Origin of the sequence: Catenulispora pinistramenti (assembly GCF_018274385.1) — a bacterium.
GTDB classification, from domain to species: domain Bacteria; phylum Actinomycetota; class Actinomycetes; order Streptomycetales; family Catenulisporaceae; genus Catenulispora; species Catenulispora pinistramenti.
The window spans coordinates 1-19,862 of record NZ_JAAFYZ010000209.1 but is presented as its reverse complement, the minus strand read 5'-3'; the positions used below and the strand labels follow the sequence as shown (position 1 = coordinate 19,862).

Sequence of the window (19,862 nt, the reverse complement as noted above, 5' to 3'; positions counted from 1 at the left end):
CGCATCGCCGACCCGCGTTGTCGGTCCCTGCGATTGCCATTCTTCCGGCTGGTTTTCGGTTCGTTCCCCTCGGTCGCGTCGGCAGGGCTTCGCCTACAGTGCCGGTGGCCGGGGGTCAAGTTCGCGCTATCACAAACCGCAGCTCAGGCACCCAACCGCAGCCGCGCGGACTTGACCCCCGGACACCGGTGCTGTACCCATCGGGCTGACGACGCGGCCGTGGGGAACGGACCGCACCACCTCAGGGACCGCCGCCGCTGAGACTCACCCGGCCACCCTAGGGAACCGCGCTAGTTTCCCTGAGGTTGCCGAGGCCCGCCGGAGGCCCGGCCCTTCACCACAGCCCTTGACCTTGACCTTCAGCCCTTGATTTTGCTTTTGCCCTTGTCCTGACTTGCTGGAGTTGAAGAGGCCTGAGGTGGGGCGGGGTTGTGAACGCGGAAACCGGCAGCCGACAAACACACCCACCACCCCGAACCCCGAACCGGCACAACTATGACCGAAGGCCGTAAAAAGCTTTTGAAAACCACAGCCCAACCGCAACCCAGCCAGCAATCTAGCGAAACCACCACGCCGACAACCTCCGCCCAGCCCAAGTCATCACCAGGGCAAACGTTGCCTGATACGGCACTAACCTGACTTAGTGACTGACGCCAATGCCGATACCGGAACCGGAACCGGAACCGCCCCATGGGTATCGCCGATCGCGCTGGAGGAGACGACCCGGCCGGAGCTGCGTCCCCTGCCGCCGCAAGCGGTGGCGCTCCTGCGGGACGTCGAGGCGCCGCCACGGCTGGTCGCGCATTTGCGTGGCGGCCCAGAAGGCTCAGAAGTAGGTGCGCGCGCCGCCGATGACGTCGTAGTCCTCGTTCACCAGCAGGAACAGGCGCCAGCGATCGAGTGTCATGCAGGGATGCGAGACGCCGAGCGCGACCAGATCGCCGACGGCCAGGGGGCTTTCGGGGGCGACGCGCAGGAAGGCGTGCTGGTCGCTCAGGCCGCTGATACGCGTATCCGCATCGAGTGGGATCGCCGTGTCGGTGCTGTCGCGCCAAGCAGCCAGTGGGATCGGGAGGCCCGCGTCGTGCGAGACGTCGCGGCGTCCGGCGTTGAGCAGCACGAGGCCGGGCTCGGGACGGGACACGACGCGGGTCCAGACCTCCAATGCCGGCTGGAACGGCGGGAGCGTCCACTCGGGGCGGGCGCTGGGGGTGAGCGTGGCGTACTGGCCGTGGTCGTGGGTCAGGTAGCAGCCGCTGCGCAGGACGACGCGGATGCCGTCGGCGGTGAGGGGGCCCAGGACGGCCGCGACGCGTTCGAAGAAGCTGCTGCCGCCGGCGGTCGCGATCGGTTCGCGGTCGGCGGCGAACAGGCCGCGTTCGGCCAGGGTGGTGGCGAGGTCGCGGATCGCGGTGAGGAAGGCGTCGACGCGGGCGACGGTTTCGGGAGTGCGGTCGTGGCCGATGGTGCCTTCGTAGCCGGCGACGCCCGCGACGGCCAGGTGCGGAGCGGCAGCCGCGGCTTCGGCGACCGCCAGGGCGGTGGCGAGGTCGCGCGCGCCGGTGCGACCGGATTCGTGGCCGAGCTCGATGAGGACCGGCAGCCGGAGCTCGCGCGCGGGCTCGTCGGTCGGCAGCGCGGCCTCGGCCGCGACCTCGGCGAAGGCCTGCTCGGCGAGGCGGACGCCGGCCAGGGAGTCGACGTAACACAGCAGCTCGCGCTCCGGATGCGCGGCGAGTTCGCGGGCCAGCCAGCGCAGGGCGGTGGGGTCGGTCAGCTCGTTGGCCATCAGGACCCGGCGCGCGCCGAACGACCACAGCATCCGCACCTGGGCCGGCAACGCGGCGGTCAGACCCCAGACGCCGGCCGCGAGTTGGCGCGCGATGAGCTGCGGCGACATGGTGGTCTTGGCGTGCGGGGCGATGCTGACGCCGGCCGATTCGCAGAAGCGGCGCATGACGTCGAGGTTGGCGTCCAGCGCCGCGTCCCGCAGGACGGCGACCGGGGTGGAGGTGTCGCCGCGGCGGATGTTCCAGCCCTGCGACGGCAGCTCGCCCAGGGTGACGGCGGCGTGCAGGGGCAGGCCCTTGAAGGCCGCGTCGAGGAGTTCGGGCTGGGTCATGGCTGGCGGCCTCGCAGGTAGTCGACGATGTGCACGGCCTTGGTCCGGCTCTTGGATTTGCGCAGTCCGGTCTGGAGCTGGCGCAGGCAGCCGGGGTTGACGGCGATCACCAGGTCGAGGTCGGCGGCCTCGATCTCGGCGATCTTCTTGGCCAGGATGGCTTTGCTCTCCTTCTTGCGGACCAGCGCGTAGGTGCCGGCGGCGCCGCAGCAGGAGCCCGCTGAGGGGAGTTCGACGTAGGTGGCGGTGCGGCCGAGCAGCTCGCGGGGTTCTTGCCAGACGCCGAGGCCGTTGCGCAGGTGGCAGCTGTCTTGGAGGCCGACACGCAGCGGGCGCTCGGTCTTCGCGGTATCAGTGTTCTGCTTGAGCAGCCACTCGGAGGCCTCGACGACGCGGTCGCGGCCGATCACGTCGGCAAGGTGCGCCGCGCAGCCGCCGCTGGTGGTGACGATGGTGCCGGGGAGGCGTTCGCCGAGGGCGCGGGCCAGGTCGCGGCCTTGTTCGAGGTCGCCGTTGTGGGCGTGGAGGGCGCCGCAGCAGCCTTGGTCCGGGTCGACGGCGAGGGTCGGGTCGAGGGCGGCGAGGTTGCGGCTGACGGAGGGGAACAGGGCTCGCTCGAAGCAGCCGAGCATGAGGGTGGTTTGCGTGGAGGTTTCCCGTTTGCGGGCGCTGCGGCGGGCCAGGCCGAGCAGGCGCAGGACCCACTTGCGGTTCGCGACCAGCAGCAGCGGCCGGACGATCCACGGCCGCTTCGAGCCGCTCCACTGCTCGTCGCGCCACTCTTCGAGGAGGTGGCCGTATTGGACGCCGGCCGGGCAGACGGTCTCGCAGGCACGGCAACCGAGGCAGAGCGAGGATTCCTCGGCGAGGGTGGAGTCATCGGCGGGGAGCTCGCCGGTTTCGAGCATGCGCATCAGGGTGATGCGGCCGCGCGGGGAGGATTGCTCCTGGCCGGTCAGTGCGTAGGTCGGGCAGGCCGGGAGACAGAAACCGCAGGAGATGCAGGCATCCAGCAGGTCTTTGCTGAAGACGTTCTTGGAAACGGCGGAAGTGGTGTCCTCGCTCACGATCCCAGCTTCCCGGGGTTGAGCAGACCGAGCGGGTCGAACGCGCCCTTGATCCGCCGCAGCAGCGCCATCTGCTCGGGCCCCAATCGGTGTTCCAGGTAGGGGAGCTTCGCCGCCCCCACGCCGTGCTCGCCGGTGATCGTACCGCCGAGATCCACCGCGTGCCGGAAGATGTCGTCGAAGGCGGCCACGGCCGCGGCGGTGGCGGCCGGGTCGTCGGCGTCGACGACCGCGGTGGGGTGCAGGTTGCCGTCGCCGGCGTGGCCGAAGGTGCCGATGCGGACGCCGTGCTTCTCGGCGGTCGCGGCGACGAAGGCGACCATCTCGGCCAGTTTGGGCCGGGGCACCGTGACGTCCTCCAGGATGGTCATGCTGCCGCTGCGCGCCAGCGCCGGGAGGTTGCAGCGGCGGGCGGCGAGCAGGTCCTCGGCGGCGGCCACGGACGCGGCGAGTTCGATGTGGGTGGCGCGCCCGGCGCAGACCTCGGCCATCCGGGCCACGGAGCGGTCCACCGCGTCGGGTTCGCCGTCGTCGCCGAACAGCAGCAGGGCTCCGGCGTCCAGGCGCAGGCCGAGGTGGGCGAAGTCCTCGACGGCGGCGATGCAGACCGCGTCCATGAACTCCAGCGTGGCCGGCGCCGGTCCGGAGGCGACGATGTCGCGGACGGCAACGGAGGCGTCCGTCATCGACTCGAAGTAGGCCACGCCGTAGCGGGCGGCGGCCGGGTTCGGGACCAGGGCCATGGTGATCTCGGTGATCACCGCGAGCGTGCCCTCGGAGCCGACCAGCAGCCGGGTGAGGTCGTAGCCGGCGACGTCCTTCACCAGCCGGCCGCCGGTGCGGATGACCTCGCCGTCGGGCAGGACCGCCTCCAGGCCGAGCACGTACTGCCGGGTGACGCCGTATTTCAGGCCCCGCAGTCCCCCGGCGCAGGTGGCGACGTTGCCACCGATCGTGGAGGCCTCCTTGCTGCCCGGGTCGGGGACGTAGATCAGGCCCTCGGTGGCGGCCGCGCGGTTGAGCGCCCCGGCGGTCACCCCGGGCTGGCACACCGTCAGCATCTCCTCCCGGCTGACCTCCAGCAGCGCGGTCATGCGCATGGTGGACAGCACGATCCCGCCGGACAGCGGCACGGTGGCCGCGCACAGGTTCGTCCCGGCGCCGCGGGTGGTGACCGGCACCCGGTGCCGCGTCGCGATCCGCATCACCCCGGCGACCTCCTCGGTCGTCAGCGGCTGCACCACCACGTCCGGCGCGTGCCGGAACAGCGGCGTGGCGTCGCGGCCGTAGGCGGCCAGCGCGCCGGGTTCGGTGAGCACGCGGTCGCCGAGCAGGGCCCGCAGATCGGCGACCGCCGCGGGCGAGATCTTGTCCATGGGCCTAGCCTGGCAGGATGATCGGCATGAGACCAGAGGCCGGAAAAGCGGTCGCGGCGGACGGGACGGCGATCGCGTTCCAGAGCGCGGGCAGCGGGATCCCGCTGGTCCTGCTGGCCGGGCAGTCCAACACGCACCGCTGGTGGGACTCGGCGCGCGCCGACTTCGAGGCCGCCGGTCACCGGACGATCACCCTGGACTGGCGGGGCACCGGAGCCAGTGACAAGCCCGACGAGCCCTACAGCACAAGGGGTTTCGCCGCCGACGTCATCGCGGTCCTGGACGAGGCGGGAATCCAGCGGGCGCACGTCTACGGCACCTCGATGGGCGGCCGGGTCGCCCAGTGGCTGGCGGCCGACTTCGCCGAGCGGGTCCAGGCACTGGTGCTGGGCTGCACGTCGCCGGGCGGAGCGCACGCGATCGAGCGGGACCGCTCGGTGCGGCAGGCGTTGGTCCAGGCCGATCGGGCGGCGGCGGACCGGTATCTGCTGGAGCTGATGTATACGCCGCGGTGGCTGGCCGTGCATCAGGGTCCTTATTACGTGGTCGGCGATCCGGACATGCCCGCCTTCGCGAAGGGCCGCCACCTGACGGCGAGCGGGAAACACGACGCGTGGGAGGTGCTGCCGACGATCGCGGCGCCGACGTTGGTGGTGCACGGCACCGATGACGTCTTCAACCCGGCGGCGAACGCGCCGCTGATCGCCGAGCGGATCCCGGACGCGCGGATGGCGCTGATCGAGGGGGCACGGCATGCGTACTTCGACGAGTTCCGCGACATCGCCGGCCCCTTGGTTCTGGCCTTCCTGAACGAACACCACTCTTCTTGAACGAGAGCCCAGTCTTGAACTAAAAGCCCAGTCTTGAACGAAAAGCCCGGTCTCGAACAAAAGCCCGGCCGGTCATCCGGCCGGGCCTTCGCTGCTCCGCGGTGTCGGGTCAGGAAGCCGGCACGACACTGATGGCGTTCACCAGTGGCTGGTCGGCGCTGCCCGCGGTGAAGGCGATGGTGACGTCGCCGTTCGTGTCGGCGGTGGCGGCGAAGTCCTTCTCGATGCCCTGATAGGTGCCGTCGGCGCCGAGGTCGCCGGCGGCTTGGACGATGTCGAAGTTGGTCAACACCGGGCTTCCGTTGACGGCGACGTTGAAGACGCGCTGACCGACCTGGGTGTGGACCCAGTCCAGGAAGTACAGCCGCACCTGGTAGGCCGAGCCCGGAACCAGGCCCGGGATCTGGTAGCTGGTGGCGCCGGCGCGGAAGGTGTTCCAGTCGCCGACCGGAATCGGGTTGGCCACCCCGCCGGGCCAGTTCGGGTTGCCCGCCTGGCCGTTGCTGGTCCCGGCCGTGCCCCCGGTGTAGTCCTGGTCGGGCAGGAACGTGGCGTCGCCGGCCCCGCCGCAGTCGATGTCGACCGGTCCGTTGACCGGGACCAGGCTGATCGCGTTGACCATGGCCTGGTTCTCGCTGCCGCGCGTGAAGGCGATGGAGATGGTGCCGCCGGCGTCGGCGGTCGCCGTGAAGTCCTTCTCGATGCCCTGGTGGGTGCCGTCGGCGCCGAGGTCACCGGCGGCCTTCACGATGTCGAAGTCGCTCAGCACCGGGGTGCCGTTGACCGCGACGTTGAAGACCCGCTGACCGACCTGGGTGAAGTACCAGTCCAGGAAGTACAGCCGGACCTGGTAGGCGGCTCCGGGCGTCAGGGAGGGAATCTGGTAGGTGTTGTCGAGGTACCGGTAGGTGTTCCAGTCGCTCACCGGAATCGGGTGGGCCACCCCGCCGGGCCAGTTCGGGTTGCCGGCCTGGCCTTGGTTGTCCGCCGTGAGACCGCCGCTGTAGTACTCGTCCGGCTGGAACGTCGCGTCACCGGCACCGCCGGCGTCGATGTTCACTCCGCCGGCGTTGGCGGCGGCGGCAGCGGTCGCGGCGTGGGCGGTGCCGCCGGCGCTGAACGGGACGGCCCCGAGCAGGCAGACGGCGAGGGCGATCAACCACACCGGCGCCGAGCGTCGCAGCCTGGCCGTCCGGAAGGTGCTGGCTTGCATGGAGTCTCCTCTTGCCGCAGGCCCACCAGGGCGCTCTCAATGCTCGAACTTCGCAATGCTCGAACTCTGCGATAGTCGTGCGACCGGTCGCGCAGTGTCAACGTTCGATTTCGCAGAGTCTGGGCCCCGGAGCCCTGGGCCCGGCCGGGACCTGTGCCGATGCCGCCCGCACCCGTCGCCGCTGCGTTGAGGTCGGCGGACCCGTGCGGCGAACTGCCCGCACTACCCCTGGGCGTCCAGGCCTTCCAGAACCGCCTGTATCCGCTCGGCCGGCACCGGCCGCGAGAAGTAGAACCCCTGCCCGTAGTCCACCCCGAGGGCCGTCAGCCGCCGCGCCTGGTCCGCGGTCTCGATGCCCTCGGCGGTGACCGTCATCCCGGCGGCGTGCGCCAGCACCACCAGGCTGGTGATCACCGATTCGGCGAACCGGGCAGCCTCGGGATTGCCCAGGTCGGCGATGAAGGAGGCGTCGATCTTCAGCGAGGTGGCCGGCAGGTGCCGGAGCCGGGCCAGGTTGGAGTAGCCGGTGCCGAAGTCGTCGACCGCGATGCCGATGCCCAGGTCGGCGATGGTGCGCAGGGTGCCGGGTCCGGGAAGTCCGTCGTCCTCGGTGTCCATCAGCGCGGTCTCGGTGATCTCCAGGACCAGCCGGCGCGCCGGCAGGCCGGAGGCCGCCAGCGCGGTGTCGACCTCGCGGACCAGGGCGTAGTCGCGGACCTGGCGCACGGCGACGTTCACCGACACCGCCGGGCCGTCCGGCCAGGACGCCGCGTCGTGGACGGCGCGGTCCAGGACCCAGCGGCCGAGTTCCACGATGGCACCGGTCTCCTCGGCGACCGGGATGAACTCCTCGGGCTTGAGCAGGCCGCGCTCCGGGTGGCGCCAGCGGACCAGCGCCTCGACCATCGGCGGGCGGCCGCCGGCCAGGTCCACGATCGGCTGGTACTCCAGGAACATCTCGCCGGACTCCAGGGCCGCCGGCAGCGCCTGGGCCAGGGCGTAGCGGTGCACCTCGCGGGCGTTGCGCTCCTCGTCGAACAGGGCGAAGTCGGCCTTGCCCGCGGACTTGGCCCAGTAGAGCGTGATGTCGGCGGCGCGCAGCAGTTCGGTGGCCGAGGCCGCCGCGGCCGGGCGCTCGACCAGGCCGGCGCTGGCGGTGACGGTCACGGTGTGGCCGTCGAGCAGGACCGGCTGCCGGACCGCGTCCAGGACCTGCTCGATGACCGGGAACACCGACTCCGGGCCCTGGGTGCGGCGGAACAGGATCACGAACTCGTCGCCCCCCATGCGGGCCACGACGTGCCGGCGCGGGTCGGTGGCCGCTGAGAGCCGATGCGCGATCTGGGTCAGCAGTTCGTCTCCGGCCTGGTGGCCCAGGGTGTCGTTGACGCCCTTGAAGCCGTCCAGGTCCAGGAAGCACAGGCCGAGCCGGTCCTCGGGGCCGGCGCTGCGCAGCAGTTCCTCGACCGCGTCCAGCAGCCGGACCCGGTTCGGCAGGCCGGTCAGGGCGTCGTGGGTGGCCTGGTGCCGGAGCTGGTCGGTGGCCCGGCGGCGTTCGGTGACGTCCTCGTGCAGGGCGATCACCAGCGCGACGTCGCCGGCGTCGTCGCGCACCGCCGTGGTGCGCACGTGGGTCCAGACCATGCCGCCGTCGACCCGCTTGATCCGGGTGTCGGCCTCGGCCTCGGTCTGCTCCCCGGCCAGCAGGGCGTTGTAGCCGCGCCAGTACTCCCCCGGCTCGGTCGGGTCGATCAGGTTCCTGATCGTGCGGCCGCGGGCGGCGTAGGCGTCCACGCCCAGCATCTCGGCCAGCGCCGGGTTCACCTCCAGCACCTGGCCGTTCTTGTCGGTGATGACGATGCCCAGGGCGGCGTTGCGGAAGACGGTGCGGAACCGCGCCTCACCGGCCCGGTAGGCGGTGAGCACGGCCTCGTGGATGGCGGACTGCTCGGCGCGGGTGCGCTCGCGCAGGCCCTCGGCGAAGGCCGAGGCCAGGCCGGCGCGCAGCGCGGAGCGGGTCTCCGGGCGCAGGTAGGGCGGCAGGTGGCGGTCCATCACCTCGACGGTGGCCGCGACGCAGGCGCCCTGGAAGCAGTGCGCGTCGATCAGGGCGCCGGCCGCCTGGACCCCGATCTTGCGGGCCAGGTCCGGGTCGTCCGGGGTGGCGACGACCTGCTCGGCCAGCGGGGCCACGACGCGCAGCGCGTGGTCGAAGCCGAGCGGGGTGGCCGCGGCGGCGGACAACGCGGTGGCCCAGGCCCGAGCGAAGGCTTCGGTGGGGCCGGGGTCGGGGGCGTCAGGCGCCGGGCCCGGCGGCGGGACGAGACCCGGGCCGGTGCCGGAGCCGGATAAGTCGGCGGTCTCCCGGGCGGCCGGGTCGGTGGTGGTGGCGAAGCTGACGTCGACCAGGCCGGGGATCGGCGGCGGGCCGGGGAACGACTGGGACAGCCCACTACCGGGGTTGCTGGAGGTGCCAGAGGTACTGGAGCTGCTGGAGTTGCCGGGGGTACTGGAGTTGCCGGAGACGCCAGAGGCGGCCAGCCCGGAGCCGGGGTCGGAACCCCCGACCCCGAACTCCGCATAGCGTGTCACGATCGTCCGCCGTCTCAACCGGTCGCGGAGCAGCCGCCGGAACCCGGCGCCCGTCCCAGTCTGCTGTCGGTCATGGCCTGGCGAACCTTCCAGAGTGTCACGTCAAGACGCTGATCTACATGTTAATCATATGTCCGGCAAGCCCGTGGACCGCCTCCTTGACGGCCTCGCCGAGCGTCGGGTGGGCGTGGATGTTCCGGGCCACTTCGTGCACCGTCAGGTCCCACTGCTGGGCCAGCGTGAGCTCGGGCAGGAGCTCGGTGGCCTCAGGGCCGATGAGGTGGGCACCGAGCAGCTCCCCGTACTTCGCGTCGCTGATCACCTTGACGAAGCCGACCGCGTCGCCGAGCCCGGCGGCCTTGCCGTTGGCGCTGAAGGGGAACTTGGCGGTCTTGACCTCGAAGCCCTCCAGCCGGGCCTGCTCCTCGGTCCAGCCGAAGCTGGCGATCTGCGGCTGGCAGTAGGTGGCCCGCGGCACCATGACGAAGTCGATCTCCATCGTCTCGGCCCCGGCGATGGTCTCGGCGGCGATCACGCCCTGGGTCTCGGCCACGTGCGCGAGCATCACCTTGGCGGTGACGTCGCCGATCGCGAAGATGTGCGGGACGTTGGTCCGGCCCCGGCCGTCCACCGCGATCGCCCCGCGCTCGGTGAGCGCCACCCCGGTCTTGTCCAGGCCGTAGCCGTCGACGTTGGGCGCGAAGCCGATGGCCTGCAGCACCTTGTCGGTCTCCAGCACCTGCTGCGCGCCGTCCTTGCCGGTGACGGTGACCCGCACCTTGGGGCCGGTGTCGTCGATGCCGTCGACCCGGGTGCCGGTGAGCACGTCGATGCCGAGCTTGCGGTACTGCCGGGCCAGTTCCTTGGAGACCTCGGCGTCCTCCAGCGGAACCATGCGGTCCAGGAACTCCACGATGGTGACCTTGACGCCGTAGCTGTTGAGCACGTAGCCGAACTCGACGCCGATCGCCCCGGCCCCGGCGATGACGATGCTCTCCGGCAGGGCGGCGGACAGGATCTGCTCTTCGAAGGTGACCACGCGCTGGGACAGCTGGGTCCCGGGCAGCAGCCGGGTGTGCGCGCCGGTGGCGATGATGCAGTGGTCGAAGGTCAGGGTCTCGGTGGTCCCGTCGGACTTCGCCACGCTGAGGGTGTGCTGGTCCAGGAACGTGCCCCGGCCGTCGTACTCCGGGATCTTGTTCTTGCGCATCAGGTAGTGGACGCCCTTGACCCGGCCGTCGGCGACCTGCCGGCTGCGCTCGAAGGCGGCGCCGTAGTCGAAGGTGATCGGCCCGTTCGAGGAGATCCCGAAGGTCTCGGCCTCGTGCTGGACGGTGTGCGCCAGCTCCGCGTTGCGCAGCAGCGCCTTGGAGGGGATGCACCCGACGTTGAGGCAGATACCGCCCCAGTAGCGCTCCTCGACCACGGCCACACTCTTGCCCAGCTGCGTCGCGCGGATCGCCGCTGTGTACCCGCCCGGCCCCGCGCCCAGGACGACGACATCGAAATGCGTGCTCATGGCTCCGACTCTAACCGCCGGGACGGATGGCACGCCTGGTGACAAGTGGACTCTTAGCCGATACGTGCGGGTCCGGAGGTGAGGGTGTGACTGGAGTCTCACGCTGAGGGTGCCGGCGGCACCGCGCGTCCAACCGGCCGCGCCGCCGACCGCGCACTACCCTCGACCCGTGCAGGAACTGATCACCACCCCGGTCGGCGACGCGCGCCTCACCCGCTTCCCGGCCCCGGCCCGCACCAAGCGCCGCGCGGTCCTGGCGCTCGGGCACGGCGCGGGCGGCGGCGTCGAGGCCGCGGACCTCCAGGCACTGGCCGCTGCGCTGCCGGCGGACGGCGTCGAGGTGGTGCTGGTCGAGCAGCCGTGGCGGGTCGCGGGCAAGAAGATCGCGCCGGCGCCGAAGACACTCGACGCGGGGTGGATCCCGGTCGCCGAGGCGCTGCACAAGCGGGCCCGCAAGACGCCGTTCCTGGTCGGCGGACGAAGCGCCGGGGCGCGGGTGGCCTGCCGGACCGGGCTCGACACCGGCGCGGCCGGTGTCGTCGCGCTCGCCTTCCCGCTGCATCCGCCGGGCAAGCCGGAGAAGTCGCGCGCCGAGGAACTGCTCGACACCGGGCTGCCGACGCTGATCGTCCAAGGCGGCGGCGACACCTTCGGAACCGCCTCCGAGTTCCCGCGGTTGCCGCCGACGCATCACCTCGTGGGTCTGCCGGCCGGCAACCATGCCTTCACCGTCAAGAAGGCTGATCCCCCGGTCCTGGACGCGCTGGTGGCGGCGGTCAGCGAGTGGATCGACGCGCTGCTCCGGTAAGGAGTCCTCTACAGTCGTGGGTATGAGCCACCCCCGAGCGATGCTCTTCGATTTCTCCGGCACTCTGATGCGCATCGAATCGGCGGAGTCCTGGGTCCGTGCCATCACCGATGCGGCCGGGCTGGCCTTGGACGACGGCGAGGTGGCGCACTGGGCGGACCGGCTCACCGAGGCCGGGGCCTGGTATGGCGCCTATCCCAAGCACGTCCCGGACCACCTCGCGGAGCTGTATGAGGCCCGCGACCTGGACGAGCCGCACCACCGCGCCTGCTACACCGGCCTGATCCGCGAGTCCGGGTGGCCGTGGGAGGAACTGGTCGAGCCGCTGTATGACCGCAGTAACGCCGCCGAGGCGTGGCAGCCGTATCCGGACGCGCTGGAGACGGTGCGCGAGGCCAAGGACCGGGGCCTGGCGACCGCCGTGATCAGCAACATCTCCTTCGACATCCGCCCGCATCTCAAGCACGCCGGGCTGCTGGATCTGCTGGACGCGGTGGTACTGAGCTACGAGGTCGGCATGGTGAAGCCGGACCCGAGGATCTTCCAGCTGGCCTGCGACGCCATCGGCGTGGACCCGGCGTCGGCCGTCATGGTCGGGGACCATGCGGCCGACGGCGGCGGGTCGGCGCTGGGCGTGCGGACCTACTTCGTCGAGCTGTCGCCCGTCGAGGAGCGGCCGGACGCTTTGATCAGTGTGCTGCGAGAGGTCACGGCTTCGTAGCCGCCTCGCCGTCGGGCTTGCGCACCGGCTCCCCGGCGGGCTTGCCCGCCGACTGCCCGGCGGGCCCGCGCACCGATCGCAGCAGCACCTCCGAGACGTCCGCGACCCGCACCGCGTCGTCGGCCTTCCCCTGCTGTTTGCGGGTGGCCACGCCGTCGGTGAGCATCACGATGCAGTACGGGCACGCCGCGGTCACCAGATCCGGCGAGGTCCCCAGCGCCTCGTCGGTCCGGGTCTCGTTGATCCGCGAGCCGATCGTCTCCTCCATCCACATCCGCGCGCCGCCGGCGCCGCAGCAGAACGACTTCTCGCGATTGCGCGGCATCTCGTTCAGCTTCACGCCGGGCACCGCGCCGAGGATGTCCCGCGGGGGGTCGAAGACCCGGTTGTGACGGCCGAGGTAGCAGGGGTCGTGGTAGGTGACCGCGACGTCCACCTCGCCGGTCGGCTTGATCCGGCCGTCCTTGATCAGCTTGGCGAGCAGTTCGGTGTGGTGCACGACCTCGTAGTCGCCCCCGAGTTGCGGGTATTCGTTGGCCAGGGTGTTGAAGCAGTGCGCGCAGGTGACGACGATCTTCTTGGCCCCGGCGGTGTTGAGCGTCTCCACGTTCCGCGTCGCCAGCTCGTGGAACAGGAACTCCTGGCCCAGGCGGCGGGCGGCGTCGCCGGTGCAGGTCTCGCCCGAGCCCAGGATCATGAACTCGACGCCGGCCTCGTGCAGGAGCTCCGCGACGTTGCGGGAGGTCTTCTTCGCGTTGTCGTCGAGCGAGCCCGCGCAGCCGACCCAGAAGAGGTATTCGACGTCGTCCGGGATGCGCTCCTCGCCTCCCGCGCCGAGGACGCGGACCTTGAACGGCAGGCCCTGCGTCCACTCCAGGCGGGCCTTCGCACCCCGGCCCCACGGGTCGCCGTTCTTCTCCAGGTTGCGGAGCATCGTGCCGGCCTCGCGCGGGAACTCGGCCTCGATGAGGACCTGGTAGCGGCGCATGTCCACGATGTGGTCGACGTGCTCGATGTCCACCGGGCACTGCTCGACGCAGGCGCCGCAGGTGACGCAGGACCACAGGATGTCGGGGTCGATGACGCCGTTGACGTCCTCGCCGCCGACCAGCGGGCGCTGCGCTTCCTTGAAGACGTCGACGGCGCTGGTCTCCAGGGCGGCCTTGGCCTCGTCGCCCTCGGCCAGCAGATACGGGGCCTTGGCCAGCGCATGGTCGCGCAGGGCCATGATGAGCAGCTTCGGGCTCAGCGGCTTCTCGGTGTTCCAGGCCGGGCACTGGGACTGGCAGCGCCCGCACTCGGTGCAGGTGGCGAAGTCCAGCAGGCCCTTCCAGGTGAAGTCCTCGATCGCGCCGCGGCCGATCTTGTCGTCCTCGCCCGGGTCCTCGAAGTCCACGGCCTTGCCGCCGGAGTAGACCGGGAGCAGCGGGCCGAGGGCGCGGGGGCGGCGGGAGAAGGCGACGTTGAACGGGGCCAGGAAGATGTGCAGGTGCTTGGAGTGCACGACCAGCACCAGGAAACTCAGCACCACACCGAGCGAGGCGAGCAGGCCGACGGTCTCCAGGACGTCGTTGCCTCCTCTGCCGGCGCCGTGCAACAGGTGGCCGGCGGCCTGGCTGGCGAACGCGCCGTGCGGGAACGGGAAGTTGCCGGTGTTGATCTGCGCGCCCCGGTAGAGCAGTAGGGTCCACATGACGTTGAAGATCATGAAGAGCACGACCCACGCGGCGGTGGTGTGGGAGCCGAAGAAGCGGGACCCGCGGCCACGCTTCTCAGGGTCCTGTCTCAGCCGGATGACCGTGAAGCCCAGCAGTCCGGCCAGTACCGCGACGATGAAGAAGTCCTCCCCGAAGCCCAGCCAGGCGTCGGTGCCGATCAGCGGGATGTGGAAGTCCCGGTCGAACAACGCGCCGAAGCCCTCGACGATGGTGGCGCCGAGGATGACGAAGCCCCAGAAGACGGCGAAGTGCGCGGCGCCGGGGGCGGACCACTTCAGCAGCTTGCGCTGGCCGAAGACCTCGGTCACGACCGCCCACAGCCGGACACCCGGCTCGTCAACGCGCCCCGGCTCGGCCGGCTGCATCGTGCGGCCCAGGCGATAGAGCATCAGCACCCGGCGTCCGGCCAACGCGAGCGCCGTGAGCGTGATCGCCAAGCCGATGATGAGTCGTACAGCCACAGGGGCCTCCGTTCAGTGCGAGGGGAATGCGGAGCGACTAGCGGGGATCGTGCGGTGGTCTTCGAGCTCTTATCTCGGCCAGCAGTGCCGGAAGGATGGTCCGGGCGTCGCCGACGACTCCGAGCTCGGCGAGCTTGAAGATCGGGGCGGCCGGATCGTCACCGATCGCGATGACCGTCTTGGCCCCCTGCATCCCGGCCCGGTGCCGCACCGAACCGGAGACCCCGCAGGCGAGGTAGAGGCGCGGATGCACGGTCGTGCCGGTCAGGCCGACGCGCGCCTCCGGCGGAACCCAACCGAGCTCGGCGGCGGTGTGGGACCCGGCGACGGCCGCGCCGAGGGCTTCGGCGACGTCGGTGAGGACGGCGAAGGCCGCACGGGAGCCGACACCCCGGCCACCGGCCACGACGATGTCGGCGTGGTCGAGGGCGGGGCGCGCGGCGCGGGGCTTGGGGATGGCGACTACGTGGGGCGCGCGCTGCGGCGAGGGCTCGACGGCGATGGTGTGGAGGGCCGCTTCGGCCGGATGCGGTTCGGGCAGCGCGGCCTCGGGCCGGACGGTGATGACGGGGACGCCGCGGATGATGGTCGACTCGACGAGGTAGGAGCCGGCGAGACAGCGTTGGACGGCGACGGCTTCGCCGCCGGGGCCGGGACGGAGGTCCACGGCGTCGGTGATGATGCCGGAGTCCAGGCGGATCGCCAGGCGGGCGGCGGTTTCCTGGCCGCGGGGTGTGGACGCGATGAGGATCGCCGCCGGATCAAGGCGTTGCGCGAGGGCGGCCAGCAGATCGGTGTCGGTGGCACGCGCAGCTTGATCTGTATTGGTCGCACGCGCAGCTTTATCTGCGTCGGCCGGACACCAGATCTCTGCCGCGCCATAGCGGCTGAGAGCTCCGACCATCTCTTCATCCGGCGTGTCCCCCAGCACCGCGATCGGCTCCCCGAGCCGCCGCGCCAGCGTCAGCAACGCGCACGCCGATCTCCACACCGTTCCCTCACGCGCGTCGCGTTCGACGAGCGTCAACACTTTCGCCATCCGGCCTCCTTGCCGTGACGTCTGTTGTGCTCCGGGTCTCAGAGGAACTGTTGCTGGGTCAGGAAGTCAGCGATCCGGACCGCCGCGCTGTGCGGGTCCTCGGTCACGGTCGTGGGTGGTGGTTCGGCGCGGGTGACCTTGCCGACTTTCGTCGCGGCGGCGGCGAGGCCGACGTGCGTCGTCTCAATACCCAGATCCGCGAGGGACCACGTGCGGACCAGTTTCTGGCGCGCGTCCGCTATGGCTTCGAAGCGGGGGTAGCGGGGTTCGCCGCTGCGGTCGGTGACCGAGACCACCGCGGGCATCGCGGCGGTCAGGTCCTCGGTGCCGCCGGTGCCGGTTCCGTCGTCGCGGGTGGCGTGGAGCAGGTCCTCGTCGGTACGCAGGGTGTCGCAGCGGCACAGGGCCGGGACGCCGAGGCGTTCGGCGAGCATCGCGGGGATGACGGACATCGCGCTGTCCGTGGAGGCGGTGCCGCACAGGACCACGTCGAAGCCGAGGCGGCGGCAGGCGGCGGCCAGGACCAGGGAGGTGGCCGGGGCGTCGCAGCCGTGCAGGGCGTCGTCCAGGATGTGCACGCCTTCGTCGGCGCCGCGCGCCAGGGCTGTGCGCAGCGCGGCGGACGCGCCCGACGGGCCCATGGTCAGGGCGGTCACCTGCACGTCGAGACGACGGCAGGCGATGCGCGCGGCCTGCTCGACCGCGTATTCGTCGGCGTCTTGCAGCCGGCAGCGCACCGCCGACCGGTTCACCGTCAGATCCGGCCCGAAGGACACCTCCCCTATCGCCTGCGGGACGTGCTTGGTCAACACGACGATCTTCATCCCACACCTCGCAACTGCTGCGGGAGTGTAGAGGGCTGATGACCAATGGAGAAGACCCCTGAGACGCGCAGTGCGTTTCAGGGGTCCCGGACGATCCCGGCGGGGCTGGCGCCGGGATCAGTGGACGAGCGTGTAACCGGCCTCGTCGACCGCGGCCTCGACGGCCCCGGCCGTCAGCGGTGCGACGCTGGTGACGGTGACCTTGCCGGTCTCGAGGACGACGTCCACGTTCTGCACCCCGTCGATCGCGCCGACTTCCTCCGTCACGGACTTGACACAGTGGCCGCAGGTCATCCCGGAAACGGTGTAGACGGCGGTGGTCACGTTCTCGGACAAGGAAGTCACGGAAGTCTCCTTCAGCTCGATCATGACTGACACTGTACCCCCCTAGGGTATGGACTCCGGAGGTCGCGGCTGTGATCTCCCTCACAGCCGCGACCGGGACCCGCCGTCAGCGCGAGACGCACCGTCAGCGGACGTCCAGGGTCACCGCCGCGGTGTGCAGCGTGCCGCCGGTCTGGAACTGGAGATACATCCGCCACTGCCCTGCCTCGGGCAGCGTCGCCTCGAAGGTCAGGTCCGGACCCCCGGTCGCAGTGGTCGCGACCCCGCCCCGCGGATGCAGATGCGCCATGGCCAAGTCTCCGGCATGGAATCCGGACAGGTGCGCGTAGGTCGCCAGATACGGCTCCAGGTCGGTCACCGGCTGGCCGTCCTTGCTGATCGACACCTTCAGCGGCATCGCCATCCCGGCCATGAGCTGCGAGGAGTCGACGGTGACGGTGTAGCCGTCGACCGTGGTCGACGCCGCCGCGGCCGGCACCGGCCGGTCCGGCGCCGACCCCGCGGACGTCACCTGCTCGGACAGCACCAGCGGCACCACCTCGCCGCCGGCGCCCTTGGCGATGAACTGCGCGTAGACCCGATACGCGCCGGGCCCGGCGGCCTTGGTCGGCGCGGTCCACGTGCCGTCGGCGGCCATCGTCGGGTGGACGTGCTGGAAGCCCGACAGGTCCGAGCGGATCAGGTAGAAGTGCATGAGCTTGGTCTGCTCGGGCTCGAAAGCGGTGACCGGCTTGCCGTCGGGGCCCAGGATCCGGAAGACGAAGCCCGGCGCCGCGACCGAGGCCCCGGCCGGGGCGAAGGTGTAGCCCTGGTCCGTGGCGGCCAGGCCGTCGCCCATGTACATGGGCTCGTCGCCGTGCTGAGTGCTGTGGTGCGCGCTGTTGTCCGTGGTGTTGTCCGTGCTGTGTGCTGAGGAATTCATGTTCATACCCGCCATCGAGGGGTGGGACGAAGCGGAGTGGGAGGACGAAGAGCTGCCGCAGGCGGCCAGCAGGAGGATTCCGGCGAAGGCCGGAGCGAGCGCCAGAGTGCGGACACGCTTGATCGAACGCATGAGAGTGAAACCTTCCGGTGAATACGTGAACTGACAGCGGACGAGGCCGCCGCATCACGTCCGGGAGATGTTCAGCGTGCGCAGGATCTGGGCGCCAGACCGGGGCGGGCCGTGTGGCCAGTGCGGGCGGGTCTGGCCCGCGGAGCGCGGCTGTCCCGGCAGCCATGGAGTTATCACGATGAGGAACAGCGCCAGGAACAGCCCGGACAGACCCTCGGGGCGCAGCGGGACGCAGCTTTCGCCGACCTGCGGATGGTCGGAGATCGGTTGCGGGCCACGGACCTCGACAGCCGCGCTCGCGTGGCCGGCGGCAGCGGGCGCCATCGCCGGGTGCGCCATGACCATCTCGCTCGCGAGGCCATGGCAGCCGCCGACCCCACCGACCCCACCGGCACTGAGCCCGTGCATGAGGAACAGCCCGGCGAGCACCGAGAACAACAGCACGAGGTGCCGTCTCCCGACCCTTCCGGCCATCATTCCTCCCGGGCGCGATACCAGCTACCGGTATAGGGTAACCGCAACGGCGAGAGGCGGAGACAGTGGGTGCGATCACGCACGCGTTGACCATCACAGGCTCGATGACCTGGGAGATCACCTGGGCCCTGATCCTGGGCTTCACACTCTCGGCGGTCATCCAGGCCGTGGTGCGCAAGTCGACCATCGTCCGGCTGCTGGGCGACGACCGGCCGCGCACGCTCGCCGTGGCGTCCCTGCTCGGCGCGGCCTCGTCCTCGTGTTCTTACGCGGCGGTGGCCCTGGCCCGCTCGCTGTTCCGCAAGGGGGCGGACTTCACCGCCGCGATGGCGTTCGAGATCGGCTCCACGAACCTGGTACTGGAACTCGGCGTGATCCTGTGGCTGCTGCTGGGCTGGCAGTTCACGCTAGCGGAGTTCATCGGCGGCCCGATCATGATCGTGGTACTGGCGCTGCTGTTCCGCCGGTTCCTGAAGCCGGCCCTGCTGCGCGAGGCCCGCGAGCAAGCCGACCGCGGAATCGCGGGCTCGATGGAGGGCCACGCCGCGATGGACATGTCGGTGACCGGCGAAGGCTCGTTCCTGAAACGGCTCCTGTCACGCGCCGGATTCACGTCGGTGTCCCACGTGTTCGTGATGGAGTGGGCGGCGATCCTGCGCGACCTGGTGATCGGCCTGTTCATCGCCGGGGCGATCGCCGCATGGGTACCGGACTCGTTCTGGCGGCACTTCTTCCTGGCTGGACACCCGGTCTGGGCCGGGGTGTGGGGGCCACTGATCGGGCCACTGGTGGCAGTGGTCAGCTTCGTCTGCTCGATCGGCAACGTGCCACTGGCACTGGTGCTGTGGAAGGGCGGAATCAGCTTCGGCGGGGTGACGGCGTTCATCTTCGCGGATCTGATCATCTTGCCGATCCTGAACATCTACAAGAAGTACTACGGCAGGCGCATGGCCTGGCACCTGCTGTGGACGTTCTTCGTCGCGATGGCCGGCGCCGGGTACGTGGTGGAGCTACTGTTCGACGCCTTCGGCTGGATCCCGGGCCGCGGCGGGATGACCGTGATGGACGACGGAGTGAAGTGGAACTACACCTCGTGGCTGAACATCGTGTTCCTAGCGCTGGCAGCGGTGTTGGTGGCGCGGTTCGTGCGGACCGGCGGGATGGCCATGCTGCGGATGATGGGCGGCGGGCCGGATGCGGGGGCGGATGTCGGGGCGGACGACATGGCGGACGACATGGCGGACGACATGGGCGGGCCGGGGCACGGAGGTATGGGGCACGGAGGTATGGGGCACGAGCACCGCTAGGGGCTGAAGTTTGCGGGGCGAGTTCCTGTTGGGTTGTGGGTTTCAAAGCTTTTTACGGCCTTCGGTCATAGTTGAGCCGGTTCGGGGTTCGGGTCGGTGGGTGTGTTTGTCGGCTGCCAGTTCGCGCGTTCACAACCCCGCCCCACCTCAGGCCTCTTCAACTCCAGCAAGTCCGGGCAAGAGCAAGATCAACAGCAAAGTCAAGGTCAAGGGCTGTGATGAAGGGCCGGGCCTCCGGCGGGCCTCGGCAACCTCAGGGAAACTAGCGCGGTTCCCTCGGGTGGCTGGGTGAGTCTCAGCGGCGGCGGCCTGTGAGGTGGTGCGGTCCGTTCCCCTCGGTCGCGTCGTCAGCCCGGGGGGTACAGCACCGGTGTCCGGGGGTAAAGTCCGCG

The 19,862-nt window shown here is 70.6% G+C and carries 16 protein-coding genes; 4 read left to right on the top strand and 12 right to left on the bottom strand.

Annotated elements, in window-relative coordinates:
- Positions 1–826 precede the first annotated feature (826 nt).
- Genes KGQ19_RS38585 through KGQ19_RS38575 form a run of 3 tightly spaced genes read right to left on the bottom strand, consistent with a single transcriptional unit; the run spans position 827 to position 4,565 of the window.
- The gene (locus KGQ19_RS38585) at positions 827–2,122 is read right to left on the bottom strand and encodes an alanine racemase (RefSeq protein ID WP_212018709.1); all 1,296 of its coding nucleotides are present in this window, start codon (positions 2,120–2,122) and stop codon (positions 827–829) included.
- Positions 2,119–3,189 carry a (Fe-S)-binding protein gene (locus tag KGQ19_RS38580; protein WP_307856638.1) on the bottom strand — a complete coding sequence of 357 codons (1,071 nt, stop codon included), beginning with the start codon at positions 3,187–3,189 and terminating at the stop codon, positions 2,119–2,121. The genes KGQ19_RS38585 and KGQ19_RS38580 overlap by 4 nt, the downstream gene beginning before the upstream one ends.
- Positions 3,186–4,565: an FAD-binding oxidoreductase gene (locus KGQ19_RS38575; RefSeq protein WP_212018707.1), complete on the bottom strand. Its 1,380-nt coding sequence runs from the start codon at positions 4,563–4,565 to the stop codon at positions 3,186–3,188. Before KGQ19_RS38575 ends, KGQ19_RS38580 begins: the two co-directional genes overlap by 4 nt.
- Before the next feature lie 26 nt (positions 4,566–4,591).
- On the opposite strand from KGQ19_RS38575, the gene KGQ19_RS38570 reads away from it, so the two are divergent.
- Positions 4,592–5,395: an alpha/beta fold hydrolase gene (locus KGQ19_RS38570; RefSeq protein WP_212018705.1), complete on the top strand. Its 804-nt coding sequence runs from the start codon at positions 4,592–4,594 to the stop codon at positions 5,393–5,395.
- A gap of 109 nt (positions 5,396–5,504) precedes the next feature.
- On the opposite strand, the gene KGQ19_RS38565 is transcribed toward KGQ19_RS38570, so the two are convergent.
- The 3 genes from KGQ19_RS38565 to lpdA all read right to left on the bottom strand — a co-directional run bounded on the left by KGQ19_RS38565 (position 5,505) and on the right by lpdA (position 10,719).
- Complete coding sequence (locus tag KGQ19_RS38565; RefSeq protein WP_212018703.1) at positions 5,505–6,608, bottom strand: malectin domain-containing carbohydrate-binding protein; 1,104 nt, start codon at positions 6,606–6,608, stop codon at positions 5,505–5,507.
- Between the two features lie 222 nt (positions 6,609–6,830).
- Positions 6,831–9,200 (bottom strand): putative bifunctional diguanylate cyclase/phosphodiesterase, encoded by a 2,370-nt coding sequence (locus KGQ19_RS51405; protein WP_212018701.1) that lies wholly within the window; start codon positions 9,198–9,200, stop codon positions 6,831–6,833.
- A gap of 115 nt (positions 9,201–9,315) precedes the next feature.
- Entirely contained in the window at positions 9,316–10,719 is a 1,404-nt protein-coding gene (gene lpdA, locus KGQ19_RS38555) for a dihydrolipoyl dehydrogenase (RefSeq protein ID WP_212018699.1), read from the bottom strand.
- Positions 10,720–10,888: 169 nt separating this feature from the next.
- On the opposite strand from lpdA, the gene KGQ19_RS38550 reads away from it, so the two are divergent.
- Positions 10,889–11,527: an alpha/beta hydrolase family protein gene (locus tag KGQ19_RS38550; RefSeq protein WP_212018697.1), complete on the top strand. Its 639-nt coding sequence runs from the start codon at positions 10,889–10,891 to the stop codon at positions 11,525–11,527.
- A gap of 22 nt (positions 11,528–11,549) precedes the next feature.
- Positions 11,550–12,248, top strand: a complete 699-nt coding sequence (locus tag KGQ19_RS38545) for an HAD family hydrolase (protein WP_212018695.1) — start codon at positions 11,550–11,552, stop codon at positions 12,246–12,248.
- Here KGQ19_RS38545 and KGQ19_RS38540 read toward each other — a convergent pair.
- The 6 genes from KGQ19_RS38540 to KGQ19_RS38515 form a co-directional block, all read right to left on the bottom strand.
- Positions 12,235–14,427 (bottom strand): (Fe-S)-binding protein, encoded by a 2,193-nt coding sequence (locus KGQ19_RS38540; protein ID WP_307856637.1) that lies wholly within the window; start codon positions 14,425–14,427, stop codon positions 12,235–12,237. The two genes, KGQ19_RS38545 and KGQ19_RS38540, sit on opposite strands and share 14 nt — an antisense overlap.
- A 37-nt stretch (positions 14,428–14,464) precedes the next feature.
- Entirely contained in the window at positions 14,465–15,466 is a 1,002-nt protein-coding gene (locus KGQ19_RS38535; protein ID WP_212018693.1) for an electron transfer flavoprotein subunit alpha/FixB family protein, read from the bottom strand.
- 38 nt (positions 15,467–15,504) lie between these two features.
- On the bottom strand, positions 15,505–16,290 hold the full coding sequence (locus tag KGQ19_RS38530) for an electron transfer flavoprotein subunit beta/FixA family protein (RefSeq protein ID WP_212018691.1): 786 nt from the start codon (positions 16,288–16,290) through the stop codon (positions 15,505–15,507).
- A 117-nt stretch (positions 16,291–16,407) separates the two neighbouring features.
- A complete protein-coding gene (locus tag KGQ19_RS38525; RefSeq protein ID WP_368862227.1) occupies positions 16,408–16,614 on the bottom strand; it encodes a heavy-metal-associated domain-containing protein in 207 nt (68 codons plus the stop codon).
- A 145-nt stretch (positions 16,615–16,759) separates the two neighbouring features.
- Positions 16,760–17,689 carry a DUF8832 domain-containing protein gene (locus KGQ19_RS38520; protein WP_212018687.1) on the bottom strand — a complete coding sequence of 310 codons (930 nt, stop codon included), beginning with the start codon at positions 17,687–17,689 and terminating at the stop codon, positions 16,760–16,762.
- Between the two features lie 54 nt (positions 17,690–17,743).
- Entirely contained in the window at positions 17,744–18,133 is a 390-nt protein-coding gene (locus KGQ19_RS38515; protein ID WP_212018685.1) for a hypothetical protein, read from the bottom strand.
- Positions 18,134–18,228: 95 nt separating this feature from the next.
- Here KGQ19_RS38515 and KGQ19_RS38510 point away from each other — a divergent pair, with 95 nt between their 5' ends.
- Complete coding sequence (locus KGQ19_RS38510; RefSeq protein WP_212018683.1) at positions 18,229–19,470, top strand: permease; 1,242 nt, start codon at positions 18,229–18,231, stop codon at positions 19,468–19,470.
- Positions 19,471–19,862 lie beyond the last annotated feature (392 nt).

Excerpts from the sequence above, each read along its gene's own strand:
- KGQ19_RS38585 (WP_212018709.1), bottom strand. The coding sequence starts at position 2,122 with ATGACCCAGCCCGAACTCCTCGACGCGGCCTTCAAGGGCCTGCCCCTG.
- KGQ19_RS38575 (WP_212018707.1), bottom strand. The coding sequence starts at position 4,565 with ATGGACAAGATCTCGCCCGCGGCGGTCGCCGATCTGCGGGCCCTGCTC.
- KGQ19_RS38570 (WP_212018705.1), top strand. The coding sequence starts at position 4,592 with ATGAGACCAGAGGCCGGAAAAGCGGTCGCGGCGGACGGGACGGCGATC.
- KGQ19_RS38565 (WP_212018703.1), bottom strand. The coding sequence starts at position 6,608 with ATGCAAGCCAGCACCTTCCGGACGGCCAGGCTGCGACGCTCGGCGCCG.
- lpdA (WP_212018699.1), bottom strand. The coding sequence starts at position 10,719 with ATGAGCACGCATTTCGATGTCGTCGTCCTGGGCGCGGGGCCGGGCGGG.
- KGQ19_RS38545 (WP_212018695.1), top strand. The coding sequence starts at position 11,550 with ATGAGCCACCCCCGAGCGATGCTCTTCGATTTCTCCGGCACTCTGATG.
- KGQ19_RS38535 (WP_212018693.1), bottom strand. The coding sequence starts at position 15,466 with ATGGCGAAAGTGTTGACGCTCGTCGAACGCGACGCGCGTGAGGGAACG.
- KGQ19_RS38530 (WP_212018691.1), bottom strand. The coding sequence starts at position 16,290 with ATGAAGATCGTCGTGTTGACCAAGCACGTCCCGCAGGCGATAGGGGAG.
- KGQ19_RS38520 (WP_212018687.1), bottom strand. The coding sequence starts at position 17,689 with ATGCGTTCGATCAAGCGTGTCCGCACTCTGGCGCTCGCTCCGGCCTTC.